The 14,853-nt window shown below is 69.6% G+C and carries 15 protein-coding genes and 1 tRNA gene; 14 read left to right on the forward strand and 2 right to left on the reverse strand.

From position 1 onward, the window contains the following. The first annotated feature begins 576 nt into the window (after window positions 1-576). From ACTWP9_RS28550 to ACTWP9_RS28595, 10 genes are all read left to right on the forward strand, one after another. The gene (locus ACTWP9_RS28550) at window positions 577-927 is read left to right on the forward strand and encodes an SCO3933 family regulatory protein (protein ID WP_443249178.1); all 351 of its coding nucleotides are present in this window, start codon (window positions 577-579) and stop codon (window positions 925-927) included. A 3-nt stretch (window positions 928-930) separates the two neighbouring features. Next, window positions 931-2,301, forward strand: coding sequence for an FtsK/SpoIIIE domain-containing protein (locus tag ACTWP9_RS28555; protein ID WP_443249179.1), 1,371 nt, complete (start codon window positions 931-933; stop codon window positions 2,299-2,301). 88 nt (window positions 2,302-2,389) lie between these two features. Then, window positions 2,390-2,989 carry a DUF2637 domain-containing protein gene (locus ACTWP9_RS28560; protein WP_443249180.1) on the forward strand — a complete coding sequence of 200 codons (600 nt, stop codon included), beginning with the start codon at window positions 2,390-2,392 and terminating at the stop codon, window positions 2,987-2,989. Window positions 2,990-3,002: 13 nt separating this feature from the next. Then, window positions 3,003-3,188 carry a hypothetical protein gene (locus ACTWP9_RS28565; RefSeq protein WP_443249181.1) on the forward strand — a complete coding sequence of 62 codons (186 nt, stop codon included), beginning with the start codon at window positions 3,003-3,005 and terminating at the stop codon, window positions 3,186-3,188. 2 nt (window positions 3,189-3,190) lie between these two features. Continuing rightward, a complete protein-coding gene (locus tag ACTWP9_RS28570) occupies window positions 3,191-3,382 on the forward strand; it encodes a mobile element transfer protein (RefSeq protein ID WP_019355179.1) in 192 nt (63 codons plus the stop codon). An 18-nt stretch (window positions 3,383-3,400) separates the two neighbouring features. Beyond that, window positions 3,401-3,595, forward strand: a complete 195-nt coding sequence (locus ACTWP9_RS28575; RefSeq protein WP_209214350.1) for a hypothetical protein — start codon at window positions 3,401-3,403, stop codon at window positions 3,593-3,595. 15 nt (window positions 3,596-3,610) lie between these two features. Beyond that, the gene (locus ACTWP9_RS28580; protein WP_443249195.1) at window positions 3,611-3,883 is read left to right on the forward strand and encodes a SpdD protein; all 273 of its coding nucleotides are present in this window, start codon (window positions 3,611-3,613) and stop codon (window positions 3,881-3,883) included. A gap of 122 nt (window positions 3,884-4,005) precedes the next feature. Beyond that, complete coding sequence (locus ACTWP9_RS28585; RefSeq protein WP_443249196.1) at window positions 4,006-5,349, forward strand: replication initiator; 1,344 nt, start codon at window positions 4,006-4,008, stop codon at window positions 5,347-5,349. Then, on the forward strand, window positions 5,346-5,558 hold the full coding sequence (locus tag ACTWP9_RS28590; RefSeq protein ID WP_443249182.1) for a helix-turn-helix domain-containing protein: 213 nt from the start codon (window positions 5,346-5,348) through the stop codon (window positions 5,556-5,558). Before ACTWP9_RS28585 ends, ACTWP9_RS28590 begins: the two co-directional genes overlap by 4 nt. Further along, on the forward strand, window positions 5,558-6,694 hold the full coding sequence (locus ACTWP9_RS28595; RefSeq protein WP_443249183.1) for a tyrosine-type recombinase/integrase: 1,137 nt from the start codon (window positions 5,558-5,560) through the stop codon (window positions 6,692-6,694). The genes ACTWP9_RS28590 and ACTWP9_RS28595 overlap by 1 nt, the downstream gene beginning before the upstream one ends. Before the next feature lie 81 nt (window positions 6,695-6,775). Here the strand turns inward: ACTWP9_RS28595 and ACTWP9_RS28600 are convergent. Further along, window positions 6,776-6,848: transfer RNA gene (locus tag ACTWP9_RS28600), tRNA-Arg, on the reverse strand. A 105-nt stretch (window positions 6,849-6,953) separates the two neighbouring features. Next, on the reverse strand, window positions 6,954-8,870 hold the full coding sequence (locus ACTWP9_RS28605; protein ID WP_443249184.1) for a glycoside hydrolase family 3 protein: 1,917 nt from the start codon (window positions 8,868-8,870) through the stop codon (window positions 6,954-6,956). Between the two features lie 890 nt (window positions 8,871-9,760). Between ACTWP9_RS28605 and ACTWP9_RS28610 the strand changes: the two genes are divergently transcribed. From ACTWP9_RS28610 to ACTWP9_RS28625, 4 genes are all read left to right on the forward strand, one after another. Beyond that, the gene (locus ACTWP9_RS28610) at window positions 9,761-10,426 is read left to right on the forward strand and encodes a TetR/AcrR family transcriptional regulator (protein ID WP_443249185.1); all 666 of its coding nucleotides are present in this window, start codon (window positions 9,761-9,763) and stop codon (window positions 10,424-10,426) included. A gap of 227 nt (window positions 10,427-10,653) precedes the next feature. Further along, complete coding sequence (locus ACTWP9_RS28615) at window positions 10,654-12,210, forward strand: MFS transporter (RefSeq protein WP_443249186.1); 1,557 nt, start codon at window positions 10,654-10,656, stop codon at window positions 12,208-12,210. 568 nt (window positions 12,211-12,778) lie between these two features. After that, the gene (locus tag ACTWP9_RS28620) at window positions 12,779-13,795 is read left to right on the forward strand and encodes a sigma-70 family RNA polymerase sigma factor (RefSeq protein WP_443249187.1); all 1,017 of its coding nucleotides are present in this window, start codon (window positions 12,779-12,781) and stop codon (window positions 13,793-13,795) included. Between the two features lie 285 nt (window positions 13,796-14,080). Further along, window positions 14,081-14,842, forward strand: coding sequence for a DeoR/GlpR family DNA-binding transcription regulator (locus tag ACTWP9_RS28625; protein ID WP_443249188.1), 762 nt, complete (start codon window positions 14,081-14,083; stop codon window positions 14,840-14,842). The last annotated feature ends 11 nt before the right edge of the window (window positions 14,843-14,853 follow it).

Consider the following 14,853-nt stretch of genomic DNA (forward strand, 5'->3'; position numbering starts at 1 on the left):
TCGCGGTTGTCGCTTGGAGAGCCGGTACACGATGTACGTAGCGAGCAGGATGAAGTCCGCAGCGGCCCACAAGGCGATGATCAGGCCCACGCCGATCGTCGTCCCGGTGTGAGCCGCGTCTTTACAGGTTTGAAGCTCGTCCCCTGTGAGCCCTCGGCACTCCGCCGGGGTGCCGCTGCCTGAGACCGCCCCGCCGATGACCCAGGCCAGAAAGATCAGCTGCACTGCGAGAAAGACCCAGAGGAAGACGCGGTGCTTCCGCCTGGGGGCCCTCGGTTGGGCCTCCAACTGGTCAGGTGGCAACTGGCTTCCATTCGACGGCGGCTGCTGTGAGCCCCTTGGCCACTGTGGATTACGGTCGCCCCAGGTCGGCGGCGATGCCTTCGGGTGTCGGGTGTGATGCCGTTTGCCCATGCTGTCCACCTCCGAACTGTGCTCAAGCACCAGCCTGCGCCTGCCATTCATCGCGCGCCTGTCGGCGAACGCACTTGACAAGTCAACCTGGCAACCTTAGCTTCGTACTTGCTAAGTCAACCTGTCTGAAGGGTTGGCGCTATACGTGAAGGAGAAGCATTCGTGCGCACCATTCGAGTTGAGACCTCTACCGCGACGATCCTGCTGACCGAGGCACCCGCGCCGAAGGTCCGGGACCGCCAGACGGGCGAGCGTGCCAAGGATGCGGTGAGCGGTGAGGCGTTGATGAAGGTCGGCGTTGTCTACATCGATGAGGGTGAGTCCTCGCTGATCCACGTCACCGTTCCCGAGAGCGGGGTGACCGAGGGCCTGGCGCTCGGGTCTCCGGTTTCGCTGCCGGGGCTGGTGGCGCGGCCGTGGGAGTCGGTGTTCAACGGGCAGCAGCGGCACGGCATCGCCTACCGCGCTGCCGCTGTCGCCCCGGGTGCCGTTCCGGCGGGCGTGGGGGGCTGACCCGTGTCCGATCTGATGACGTTGATAGAGGTGGGCGGCCCGGTTGCCGGTCTCGGTGCCGGTGCCGCCTACCTCCGGGCCCGGCACCCGGCCGCGTACTGGTCGACGGTGGGGATGCCCGCCTCGGCTGTGCGGCTGGTGGGTTCGTATGGGTCGGTCATGGACTCGTGCGGGCTGACGGTTGAGCCCTCCCGTCTGCGGGCGCTGGCCGTACGGGCGGCCACTCGTCGCGAAGTGCGGCCGGTGCCTCCCCGCCGGGGACTGCTGCGGCCGACCTCGACCGGTCTGCGCATCCGGCTGCGGCTGGCGCCAGGGCAGGAGCCTGCCGACGTAGCGGCGTCGGCTGAGCGGCTGCGGCACGCCTGGGGCGTTCATGGCGTCTACGTCGAGCCGGTCAAGCCCGGGGTGGTCGAGCTGCGGCTTGTCGGCTTCGACGTGCTGCGGCGCGTACGGATGCCGCGTAAGGCGGGCGGCGGCGGGTTCCTGCGAGTGCCAGTGGCGCTGCGGGAGGACGCAACCGCGTTCGTCCGCGACTTCCTCGCCATCCCGCATGAGCTGGTGCTTGGGGCCACGCTGTCGGGCAAGTCGATGTACCTGCGCCACTTGATCACCGGGCTCGCCGCTCAGCCGGTCGCGCTGGCAGGCATCGACTGCAAGCGCGGTGTGGAGCTGGCGCCGTTCGCCCCTCGGCTCTCCGCGCTGGCAACCGATCCGGGGCAGGCGGCCGAGCTGCTGCCCGCGCTCGTACAGGAGATGGAAGACCGCTACGACCTGATACGCGCCCGCCAGGGCATCGCCCCCTCGACCCCCGATGAAGAGATCACCTCCGACGTGTGGGGCCTGCCGGAGAGCGAACGCCCGGTGCCGATCGTGCTGTTCGTGGATGAGGTGGCCGAACTGTTCCTCGTCGCCTCGCGGAAGGATGAGGAGCGGCGGGATGAGATGGTCACCCAGCTGATCCGGCTTGCGCAGCTCGGGCGGGCTGCTGGGATCTATCTGGAGGTGTGCGGGCAAAGGTTCGGGGCCGAGCTGGGCAAGGGCGCGACCATGCTGCGGGCCCAGCTGTCAGGCCGCGTCTGCCACCGCGTCAACGACGAGCCCTCGGCCAAGATGGCGCTGGGCGACATCGCTCCCGAAGCGGTTGGCGCCGCTTGCACCATCGCACCCGAACGCCCCGGGCTGGCCGTCGTCGGTGACACCTCCGGCGGCTGGTCCCGTATCCGCACCCCATACCTGTCCCCGGCTGCTGCCGCCGCACGTTGCCAGGAAACCGCGCATCTGGCGCCGGACCTGCCTGCACTCCAGCCCTTCCGGCCCGCCGTCCCCGTTGTCCGGCCTGTCTCGCTGACCAAGACCCGGCCTGCTACCGCCTGACACTGCCGGTTTCCGATTCGGCCGGCGCGCCTGTCCTCGCGCCAACTCCCTACCCCTTCCATGCCGAAAACCGAAATGAGGTGCCCCGATGCGCGCCCAACTCGCCCGCGTCGATGCCGTGCTGGTGCAGGCGGTCATCGCTGCCGCGCTGTCCTTCGCGCACCTGCACGACCTGGCCTCAGCAGCCGGACAAGACGGCTGGAAGGCATGGGCCTACCCGGTGTCGGTCGATTTGCTGCTCGTCGCGGCCTGGCGGCGGCTGCGTTCCGGTTGTGACCGGGCGGCGGGCTGGTGCTGGTTCCTGGTCGCCCTGACGGCTTCTCTGGGTGCGAACGTCGCCACCGCCGGGCTCCTCGACCTGGGCGACGTGCCTGACTGGCTGCGCATCCTCGTCGCCGGGTGGCCTGCGCTGGCCTTCCTCGGCGGCACGCTCCTCGCCCACGGCAGTACGGCACCGGCCGCTGACGTGGCCCGGGAACCGGAACCTGCTCCGGCTGTCGCTCCAGCGCCCCCGCAACCGGCTCCGGGGCCTTCGACTGCCGTCCCGGCTGCGCTGGTTGAGCACGCACGCAAGATCGCCGACGCGCACCAGGCGCGCACCGGCGCGCCCATCGATACCGCCACACTCCGCGCGCGCCTCGGCGTCCCCGCACCGCTCGCAGAGCAGATCGCCGCCCACCTCACCTGACAGGAGATCCATCGTGCTCGGCCGTACCCCGACCCGTGCTGAATACCTCGACGCAGCCCGCGAGATGGCAGACATGGGCCGCCACTTCCTCGCTCACCTGCTCGCTGAGGAAGCTGCCGCGCTGACTGACGACCCCAGCGAGGCGGCCCGCATCCTGCGCCATTTCCCCAACCCCGCCCACCTTCGTTCGGAGGACTGATCATGCCGCTCAACCGCCGCTTCCGCTCCGTGACCCGTATCGGCCCTGTGCAGGTCGGCACCGCGAACGACGGCCGTGGTCGTGAGAAGCACACCGCGGCTTGCACCGCTCCGCGCTGTGGCTTCTCCGCCGACTACGACTCGCGCGCCGCTGCCGAGCTGGCCGCCCGTACCCACCGCTGTCCCGTCCGCTGACTGAGGAGACTCACTCCCGTGAACGTAGAGCTGCCCCTGGTCGTCGTGTTGGGCCTGTTGGTCTGGGGCGCTGTGAAGTTCCTCGGCGTCCGCGTCTGGCTCGTCGTCGTGATCGCGCTGTTCGGCTTCTACCTCGCCGACACCTTCCTGGCTCCCGCCATCGACAACGGCACACGCAACGGAGTCGAGACCGTCAACGGCAACCACGACTGACAGGAGAGAACTGTGCTGCTGCGCCCCCAACTTCCCCCCGCCCCGAACCTCCCGGCCACAACGACACACGCCCACGAACCGGCCTGCTCTTGCCAGCACGCCCCCGCGCCCACGGCTCCGGCTCGCCGGTCACTGCCCTCAATCAGCACGGGCGCTGTCGGCCTGGTCCTGGTAGGCGGCGTCGTCCTGACGGCCCTGCTGACAGCTGTGGCGGTCTCGGCCATCTCCGTAGCGGTTGCGGCCGTCGTCCTGCGCTCACTCCTGGGCGCCCAGCACCACCGCCGCTGAACGGCTCCCGGGGCGGCACCGAAGCCGCCAAGCATCCCGCCGCCCCGGCAGCTCGGCACCTTCCCGACCCATAGAGCCTGAGAAGGAGTACAGCCATCATCACCCGCACCACCCCGCCCCCGCTGCCCGAACTGGGGAACCTCGCCGCAACCGGCTCCCTGCCCGGTCTCCTGCGCCAGCTCTCGGGCCTGGGCGGCTGCACCAACCCCGTCCGCCTGGCCGGCCACCGCACCGAACACCGCCCCGACACCACCACCGGCGAAATCGGCCCGGCCCTGCGCCGCCTCGACTCCGCCGAGCTGCCCGCCGGTGACCTCCTGGTGCGCTGCGGCAACCGCCGCATCACCCGCTGTGCTGCCTGCGCCGAGACCTACCGCCGCGACACCTTCCACCTGATCACCGCCGGCCTGCGCGGCGGCAAGGGAACGCCGGAAGAGGTCACGACGCATCCGCGCGTCTTCGCGACGTTCACCGCGCCGAGCTTCGGCCCGGTCCACAACCGGCCCGGCACCCGCCCGTGCCGCTGCGGCCGTCACCACACCCCTGACGACCCCGCGCTGGGCACTCCGCTGGACCCGGAACGCTACGACTACGAAACCGCCGTGCTCTGGAACGCCCACGCGGGCATGCTCTGGCGCCGCTTCACCATCCACCTCCGCCGGGAGATCGCACGCCGCGCGGGCCTCACCCAGCGGGAGCTCCCAGAGCGCGCCCGCGTCTCCTTCGCCAAGGTGGCTGAGTACCAGAAGCGCGGTGCCGTCCACTTCCACGCCGTTGTCCGTCTCGACGGTCCGGCCGGCGGTGCCACCCCGCCCCCGCACTGGGCCTCCGCCGAGCTGCTGACCGACGCCATCCGGAGCGCCGCCACACGGGCGGTCGTGCCCGGTCCGGTCCTCGACGGCCGCTCCCACACGTTCGCGTTCGGCCGCCAACTCGACATCCGCACCATCCACGGCTCCGACCTCGACGGCGGCCAGGCCCTCACGGACCGCGCCGTTGCGGCCTACATCGCCAAGTACGCCACCAAGGGCGCCGAGACGGCCACCGGCACCCTCGACCGCCGCCTGCGCTTCATCGCCGAACTCGCCGGAATGAACCTGCCTCCACACGCTGAACGCCTCATCCGCACAGCCTGGGCCCTCGGCGCCCGCAAAGACCTCGCACGCCTCCGCCTGCGCGCCTGGGCTCACATGCTCGGCTTCCGGGGCCACTTCTCCACCAAAACCCGCCGCTACTCCACCACCCTCGGCGCCCTGCGCACCGCCCGCGCCCAATGGCGCCGCCTCCAAGCAGCCATCGCACGCGGCGAAGACCCCAACCCCCAGCCGGAGGCCGAGGAAACAACGCTCGTCCTCGGCCACTGGACCTACGCCGGAACCGGCCTCACCCCCACCGAGGAATGGCTGGCCGCATCCCTCGCCGACATCCCCAGCACACATGCCCCGGAAGGAGACGACGCCCGATGAAGGATCGGTACCTCAGCGTTGGCCAGGTCGCCGAGCGGCTTGGCACCAGTGTCCGGTTCCCTCGGAGGCTGATCGAGGAACGCCGGATCACCTTCGTCAAGGTCGGCCGTCACGTGCGGATTCCCGAAAGCGCACTGGCCGCGTACATCGAGGCGCACACCGTGCAGCCGGTGACGGCCCGTGCCAACGGGTGGGGGAGGGCTGCCTGATGGCGAAGTCCAGCGGGAAGCGGCGCCGCTTCGGGGCAGTACGTCAACTCCCGTCCGGGCGGTGGCAGGCGCGCTATCGCGACCCCTCGACGGGGTTGCTGCGCAGTGCGGAGAAGACCTACCCCAGCAAGCGGGATGCCGAGGTGGCGCTCACGCACCTGGAGGCGGACATTCTCCGTGGGGAGTGGGCGGACCCGGATGCCGGCAAGGTGCCCTTCGCGGAGTACGCGGACGCATGGCTCAGGGACCGGAAGCTGGCGGCGCGCAGTCGGGAGCGGCACGAAATGGTGCTGCGGCTGCACATCAAGCCGGACTTTGAAAACACTCCGCTGGCGCGCATCACGACTGCCCGCGTGCGGAGTTGGCGGGCTGGCCTGCTGAGTCGTGGTGTCGGGGAGCCGACGGTGGTCAAGGCGTACCAGATCCTCCGTGCCATCCTGAACACCGCTGTCGATGACGAGCTGATCCGGCGCAATCCCTGCCGGGTCAAGGGCGCCGATCGCTACGACGTGCCGGAGCGGCCCGTGCTCACCGTGCCCCAGGTGCTCGCTCTTGCTGATGCCATCGCTCCTCGTTACCGGGCGCTGGTGCTCTTGGCTGCCTTCGGGGCGCTCCGCTTCGGGGAGTTGGCCGCGCTGCGGCGGCGGGATATCGATCTGGAGGCGCGGATCGTGTCCGTACGGCGCTCGCAGATGGAGACGCAGGATGGGCGGCTGGTCGACAAGGCGCCGAAGTCCGCCGCTGGGGTTCGTGTGGTCAGTATCCCGGAGGAGATCGTTTCCGACATCCGTACGCACCTCGACCGGTACTCGGGCTCCGGCCACGACGGTCATGTCTTCCTCGGCGTGCAGGGAGGGCGGCTGCGGCGCAGCAACTTCCGGGCCACCTGGGTCAAGGCGCTCAAGGCAGCCGGTCTCTCGGCCGAGGTCCACTTTCACGACCTGCGGCACACCGGGAACACCCTGGCGTCCAACACGGGAGCCAGCACGCGGGAGCTGATGACCAGGTTGGGGCACAGCACGTCCAGGGCCGCGCTGATCTACCAGCACATGACCGGTGATCGGGACCGGGCCATCGCGGACGGCCTCGGCGCCATGATCAGGGAGAGCCGGGACGGGGGCGGCGGCACCACTTAGTGGCACGGGTGTGGCACGGCCCCGGAAACGGTGAAGGGCCAGCGTCGGCGGATAACCCCGCTGAGCTGGCCCTTCGTCGTGTGCCCCCGGCAGGATTCGAACCTGCGACACCCGCTTTAGGAGAGCGGTGCTCTATCCCCTGAGCTACGGAGGCGCGCGGATCGGGATGATCCGCGCGCCTAGCCTAGCGGATGGGGGATCGCCGTCGGCAACGTCGTTGTGACGTCAGTGATGGGGCTGGTGTGCCGTCAGTGGGGTGTCAGTAGTGCAGGCCGTGGCCGAAGGGATAGAGGGGGCGGCCGGGGGTGTCGAGGGTGGGGATGGGGACGGGGAGTTTGCCGCGGGGGATGACTTCGCCGTAGAGGACGCGGGCGAGGGCCGTCATGGAGGGTGTGCCGTAGTTGTAGGTCGCCAGGTAGGCGGGGACGTCGGGGAAGCGGCGGATGTCGTAGGGCAGGCGGACGCCCGCAACGATCACCCGTCGGCCCGTTGCGACGAGGGAGTCGATCAGCTTGGCCTGGGCGGCGCCGTCCTCCTTGCTGGCTGCGGAGGCGTTGGCGAGGACGACTGTGACGTCGTGGGTGCGGGCCGCATCCGTCGCTTCGGTGATCTTGGCGGCGTCCGGCCTGCTGCCGGTCTCCAGGGTGGTGGTCCGCTGGCCGCGCTGTTCGCCGATGGCGCGTGCGAGGGCGGCGAGGGGTGCGGTGCCCCAGCCGGTGACGAGGACGGTGCGGGGGGTGCGGGGGAGCGGGAGAGCACCGCTCTCGTTCCGGATCAGGGTGATGGTCCGCTCGGTGATCTGACGGGCATGCGAAAGGTGCCGCCTGCTGCCGACGATCCGCGCGGCGCGCCGCTCACTCACGTACGGGGAGGGGAACAGCCCGCGCCGCAGCTTGTGTTCGAGGATCCGGCGCACGGACTCGTCCAGCCGCTCCTCCGAGATCGCGCCGGACCGTACGGCGTCGCGTACGGCGCCGAAGGCCACCTCCGGCTTCGGGGCCAGTACCAGCTGGTCGCAGCCGGCCTGGAAGGCGCGTACGGGTGCGACGTCGGGCGGGAAGTCCGCCGTGGCGCCGCCCATGTCCAGTGCGTCCGTCACGACGAGGCCCGTGAAGCCCAGCTGCTCGCGCAGCAGCCCGGTCACGATCGGCCGCGACATGGTCGCGGGCACTCGGGAGGGATCCAGCGCGGGGACGACGATGTGCGCTGTCATGATCGTGTCGACTCCGCGCCGGATGGCCGCGCGGAACGGCGGCAGGTCGATACGGTCCAGCTCGGCTCTGGTGTGCTTGATCTCCGGGAGACCGGTGTGACTGTCGACGTCCGTGTCTCCGTGCCCGGGGAAGTGCTTGGCCGCACTGGCGACGCCGCCCCGGTGGTAGCCGCGTACGGCGGTGGAGACGAACCGGGAGCACAGCTGCGTGTCCGACCCGAACGAGCGAACGCCGATCACCGGGTTCGCCGGGTTGATGTTGACGTCCGCGACGGGTGCATAGTTCTGGTTGATGCCGACAGCGGCCAGCTCGGTGCCGATGATGTCGGCGCTGTCGAAAGCGTCACGCGTGGAGCGGGTCGCGGCCAGCGCCATGTTGCCCGGAAGCTGGGTGGCGGGCTCCAGCATCCGGTAGACGACGCTGCCGCCCTCCTGGTCGATGGAGACGAGCAGCGGTACGCGGGCGCCGGTGCGTACGGCGGCGCGCTGGAGTCCGTTGGACAGCCGCGCGATCTGCCGCGGCTCGCGGACGTTGTCGGCGCCCCGGCGGGCGTCGAAGTAGATGACGCCGCCCGGACGGTACTTGCGGATCACTTCGGCCGGGGTCGGGACGCCGTACAGCTTGCGGTTTCCCTCATGCTCCGTATCCGCGGTCTGGCCGTAGATCTCGATGACGAACAGCTGCCCGATCTTCTCGTCGAGACTCATCCGGCGCAGCAGAGCCGCTGCCCGGGCGCGGACGGCGGAGGAGGAGACGTGCGCCGACGCACCGGCCGACGAGCCGGCCAGGGAGGTGGAAGACGGGTCGGCCAGTTTGCCGGACAGCGAGTCGGACAGGGCGGGGGTCGCGGAGCGGACGGCGTGTGCTGCGGCCGGTACCGAAGAGGCCGTGATGCCGATCCCAGCCGCCGTGCCCGCCGCAGCGGCGATGAGGTGTCTACGAGAGGTGGGCTGCTGTTGCATCGGAACGCTCCTCACATGTGCGGGTGGAGCACGTGGTCATGTGGGGGTCACCGGTGGATGCAACAGCATCGTCCCAGCGCGACGACGACTCGGGCCAGATGCCGCGCGGGACTTCATGGGTCCAGTCCAGTGGCGTCGGGTGCGCCTGCCAGCGGAAACACGCCCCTCAGTCCCCGTGAGCCCCGCCTTGAGCGCCCGCGTCATCCGTACCACCCGCTCGGCAGTTACGGGCCACCTTCAACGCGGTCTTCAACGCGGTGACGGCGACCGGCTCTTGGCCCTGCGCGGCTATGTGGAAGGCGCCGCACGGGTGGCCGTCCTCGTACGGGGCGTCCTCGCACGCCGACGCGTCTGTGCGGCCGGGCGGGAAGGGGAAGCCGCCGACGTGGCGGGGCGAGGTGGCAATCGTGCCGGTCGCGGAGTAGCGGATGACAGCGACCTGGACGGGACGGTCTCGGCGGACTCGGACACTGCGGTTCCGTTCTCTTGGGCGGCGCCGTGTGTATCCGTGTGGCGGCTGATGTTCGTGAGGTGAGTCACAGTGCTCAGGGGAAATAACCGGGGAGCGCGTCCCCGTTTACGTAGGCGTCTTCACGAGACGGGGAACAAGTCCCCGGATCGAGGACCACAACACAACCTCTGGTGCTCCACCGAGCACCACCGCCATTCCAACCCCGCACGACGCACAGCACCATCACCGCACACCACACTCGCCACACGCGCCGACACAGACCTCGGCATCGGCGTACCAACGGCCCACCCAATTCGCCCAGACGAAACCGAGGACGGAACCGCACCAGCGGAACCGACCGCACAGCAACCGCACAGCAACCGCACAGCAACCGCACCAGTCACCACGTCAGTCCGCTTTGAGGAGCGAGGAGTCACAGATGGGCAGCGCAACAGCCGCCACAAAGCGCGTCACCGCCGAAGGCGTCGCGCCCAAGGGGCGTGCCGACGCTGCCCGCAACCGTGAGCGCATCCTCAACGCGGCCCGCGAGGCATTCGTCGTCCACGGGGCGGACGCGTCCCTCGATGAAATCGCTCGCGCTGCGGGGGTCGGAAATGCGACCCTCTACCGGCACTTCCCCGACCGGGACTCGCTCGTGCACGGAGTGATGCATGCCGTCACGGAACGGATCGCGGAACGGGCCGAGCGGGCACTCGCCGAGGAGGGGAACTCCTTCGAGGCGCTGCGCCGCTTCGTGTTCGCCGCGGCGGAAGAGCGCATCGGAGCGCTCTGCCCCATGCTCTCGGGGCGCTTCGACTCCGATGAGCCGCAGTGTCTGGCGGCTCGCAAGCGGGTCGAAAGGCTGACCCACGAGCTCATCCGGCGGGCCCAGGAGGCGGGCGAGGTGCGTACCGACATCGGCGTCGGCGACGTGACCGTCGCGCTCAGCCAGCTCACCCGGCCACTGCCGGGTGTCGGCTGCCAGCGCATCGAACGCTTCGTCGAACGCCATGTGCAGCTCTTTCTCGACGGGCTGCGCGCCCCCGCCAAGTCCAAACTGCCCGGCCACCCCGCGACTCTGGAGGAACTGCGACAGGACAACTGATCTCCGTAGCCGGAGCATCGAGCGGTTGCCGCACCGCTCAATTTTCCTCCCCGCCTGAGTCTGTCCTCCCAGTACCCGGATCCGTACGAGCACGGGGGGCCCGTACGGATCCGCAGCGGCATCTGTCCTGGACCTGCTGAGAGTCGCGCCGAGTGCTCAGCAACGTCCCTTTTTACGCCCGTCTACGTCCCTTTTTTCGTACTCCGCACCGTGAGGTAGGCACATCCATGCCAGAAACGCCATCTACGGCCGATACCAAGGCCGGGCTCGACCCCCGGCGATGGAAGGCGCTGGCCTTCATCGCCATCGCGCAGCTCATGGTCGTCCTCGACGCGACGATCGTGAACATCGCGCTTCCTTCCGCCCAGTCCGACCTGGGCATATCCGACGCCAACCGGCAGTGGGTCATCACCGCTTACGCCCTGGCCTTCGGTGGGCTGCTGCTCTTCGGCGGCCGGATCGCCGACATGTGGGGCCGTAAGCGGGCCTTCGTGACCGGACTCATCGGCTTCGCGGCAGCCTCGGCCCTCGGCGGTGCTGCGACCGGAGAGGCCATGATGCTGGCGGCGCGGGCGCTGCAGGGCGCGTTCGGCGCGCTGCTCGCACCGGCTGCGCTGTCCCTGCTCGCGGTGATGTTCACCGACGGCAAGGAGCGCGCCAAGGCGTTCGGCATCTACGGCGCCATCGCGGGCGGTGGCGGAGCCATCGGCCTGATCCTCGGCGGTCTGCTGACCGAGTACATGGACTGGCGCTGGACCTTCTACGTCAACGTCCCGTTCGCGGTCATCGCCGCCCTCGGCGCCATCAGCGTCATCCGCGAGCCGTCCGGCACCCGGAACCGGTCCGCGCTCGACATCCCCGGCGTCGTCCTCTCCACGCTCGGCCTCGTCGCGCTGGTGTACGGATTCACCCGTGCGGAGACCGACGGCTGGAGCGACGGCGGCACCATCGCCATGTTTGTCGGGTCTGTCGTGCTGCTGGGCGCGTTCGCCCTGGTCGAGTCCAAGGTCCGGGCACCGCTGCTGCCGCTGCGCGTGGTCACCGACCGCAACCGCGGTGGTGTCTACCTGTCGCTCGGCCTGGCCGTCATCGCGATGTTCGGCCTCTTCCTGTTCCTGACGTACTACCTCCAGGTGGTCAAGGACTACTCGCCGGTGCGCACCGGTGTGGCGTTCCTTCCGATGGTGGCCGGCATGATCGCCGGCTCCACCCAGATCGGGGCGCGGCTGATGAACCGCGTACCGGCTCGCCTGCTGATGGCGCCCGGCTTCCTTACCGCGGCGCTGGGCATGCTGCTGCTGACCCAGCTCGAGGTGGACAGCTCCTACCCGGCGCTGATCCTGCCCGCCATGGTTCTGCTGGGCCTCGGGCTCGGTACGGCGTTCATGCCCGCGATGTCCCTGGCCACGCACGGTGTACGGCCGAGTGACGCCGGTGTCGCCTCCGCCATGGTCAACACCTCGCAGCAGGTCGGTGGCGCCATCGGTACGGCGCTGCTGAACACCATCGCGGCCAGCGCCACCACCTCGTACGTCACCGATCACGTCGCACAGGCCACCAGCAAGCCCGCGCAGCAGATGCTGAAGCTGGAAGCCATGGTGCACGGCTACACCTCGGCGATCTGGTGGGCGGTGGGCATCCTGCTCGTCTCCGCCGCGATCGTGACAGTCCTCGTGAACGCCCGGGGCGGGGGCGACCAGGCTCCCGACAAGACGCTCGACGGCGAGACCGACAGCGACGGCCCCGGCGGCGAGCCGGAGCCGGTACTGGCGGCCATGCACTGACGGCGCGTCGTCGCCCGTCGCAGCGCGTCGCGGTGCGTCACGGCATGATCCGGGTCACGGCATGGCCCGCGCTGCATGGCCCGGATGGCACGTTGCGGTGTGGTCGCCGCGGCGCGGCCACAAGGCCGACTGGCGGCCCTCGTACCCCTGCCCAGGGGGTACGAGGGCCGCTCTCGTGCTTCTTGGCGCGGCTGGCACCCGTGGCAGTGGCTGGGCCGGAGACAGGTTGGCAGCGGGCTGCGAGGAGGGTCACGCAACCAAGAGGGAACACCAGCCGTCTAGTCGGGTGAAGGGCGTCGACGACGATGCCCGTCCGGCAGCCGCGGAGTGGCCCCGACAGCCTGCCCGGAGCAGCTCCACACCGCTCCGACCAGCGCCTGAGTGCGCTCTGTCACCGTCATGCCCGTATGGGTAGCCGCGCAGTCTACTGCATGATCGGAAAAATGTTGCGCGGGTTGGGAATTTAGTCCGGATTCCAGCCGTTGACATCTACGCAAGGCGGGCACTCGTGAAGTGTCCGAGTCAGCCACCAGGCCAAAGTTTTCAGACCACTCGCAAGGGAGCACGCATGGCAACCCGTGCCGTCGCCCGTCGTCAGGAGAACACGACCGGTGTCTCCGACACGGCAAGCAGTGTTCGCGCCGCAGGCAGCGAAGTCGCGGACCGCGACCTGGTCGGCATGTATCTCGACGAGATCGCCCGCACCCCGCTGCTGGACGCCGCCAAGGAAGTCGAGCTGTCGCTCGCGATAGAAGCGGGCGTCTACGCCCAGCGTATCCTGGCCGGCCTTGAGAAGCCGGTCTCGAGCGACTCGCCCAGCGCGACCGTGAGCCGTGAGGAACTGGAGGCCCTCGTCGCCGAAGGCGAACGGGCCAAGGACATCTTCATCCGCTCCAACCTGCGCCTTGTGGTGGCTGTGGCCCGCCGCTACCCGCGCAGCGGCCTGCCCCTGCTGGACCTGATCCAGGAAGGGAACGCCGGACTTGTGCGCGCGGTGGAAAAGTTCGACTACACCAAGGGGTTCAAGTTCTCCACGTACGCGACGTGGTGGATCCGCCAGGCCATCACCCGCTCGATCGCCGACCAGTCCCGCACCATCCGGCTCCCCGTCCACCTCGTGGAGGAACTGGGGCGCATCCGCCGGGTGCAGCGCGAGTTCAACCGCGAGCACGGTCGTGATCCGGAGCCGGAGGAGGTCGCGGCGGAGCTCAACTCCACCCCGGAGCGCGTCACCGACGTGCTCGACTGGGCACGCGATCCGGTCAGCCTGAACATGTCGGTCGACGACGAGGGCGAGACCCAGTTCGGCGACCTGCTGGAGGACACCTCGGCCGCCTCCCCCGAGCAGTCCGTGCTCACGGTGCTGCGACGGGAAGAGCTCGACGACCTCATCAGCAGGCTCGACGACCGCACGGCCTCGATCATCAAGGCCCGCTACGGCATGGTCGACGGGCGTGAGCGCACCCTCACCGAGGTGGGCAAGCAGCACGGCCTCACCCGAGAGCGCATCCGCCAGATCGAGAAGCACGCCCTTCTGGAACTGAAGAAGATGGCCCATGACACGGGCTTCGACGAGGCGGCGTAACCGCCGTCGGCGGGTTCTCCGAGCCCGCCCCGTCGTCGCCCCCATAGACGAGCCCCGGTGCCTTCCCCCGAGCGCCGGGGCTCTTTGCTGTCTGCTTGTCTCCCGCTGAGGGCCTTGTCTCCGGGCCCCGTCTCCCCGGCCCTCTCCACCCCTCCCTGTCGTTCTCTTCCCCGCCGATGTCTGTTCGTGCCCGAAGCGATGCCCGGATGTGTTTACTTTCCGGACACGCGGTCGTAGTCTCGCGGAGAACCAACACGGCCGGGCACAGAACGGACCTGATCCCACATGTACGCACCGGAGCGCCAGCAGGCCATCCTCCGCCTCGCGGAAGAGCAAGGACGCGTGGACGTGCCGTCCTTGGCGGCCGAGTTCCATGTCACCGCCGAGACGGTCCGCCGTGACCTCAAGGCTCTGGACCGTGCAGGGCTTGTGCGCCGCGTCCACGGCGGTGCCATCCCCGCGGGGCGCCTCGACTTCGAACCCGATCTGGCCGCCCGAGAGTCGTCGGCGACCGAGGAGAAGGACCGCATCGCGCAGGCCGCACTCGCCGAGCTGCCCCCGGAAGGCAGCGTCATACTCGACGCCGGCAGCACCACGGACCGGCTCGCCGCAGCGATCCCCATGGATGCATCGCTGACGGTCGTCACCCACGCCCTTCCCACCGCCGCCCGGCTGGCCGACCATGCTGGGATCGAGCTGCACATCGTCGGCGGCCGGGTACGGCATCGCACCCGAGCTGCCGTCGACGCGTGGGCTCTGCGGACCTACGGCGAGATCAAGGCCGACGTCCTCTTCCTCGCCACAAACGGTTTCTCCGTCGACGGCGGACTCACCACCCCCGATCTGGCCGAGGCCGCCGTCAAGCGCATGATCATGGCGGCGGCCCGGCACGTGGTCCTGCTCGCTGACTCCACAAAAGCGGGCCAAGAGTACTTCGCCCGGTTCGGCGACCTCTCACACGTCGATCTCCTGATCACCGACACCGGCCTGAGCTCGGACGAGGCCCGTGCTGTGGAAGCCCAGGGCACCAACGTCAAACGCGTCTGACCCCTCCCCCC

This window comes from Streptomyces sp. 3N207, from assembly GCF_052246355.1.
Classification (GTDB): domain Bacteria; phylum Actinomycetota; class Actinomycetes; order Streptomycetales; family Streptomycetaceae; genus Streptomyces.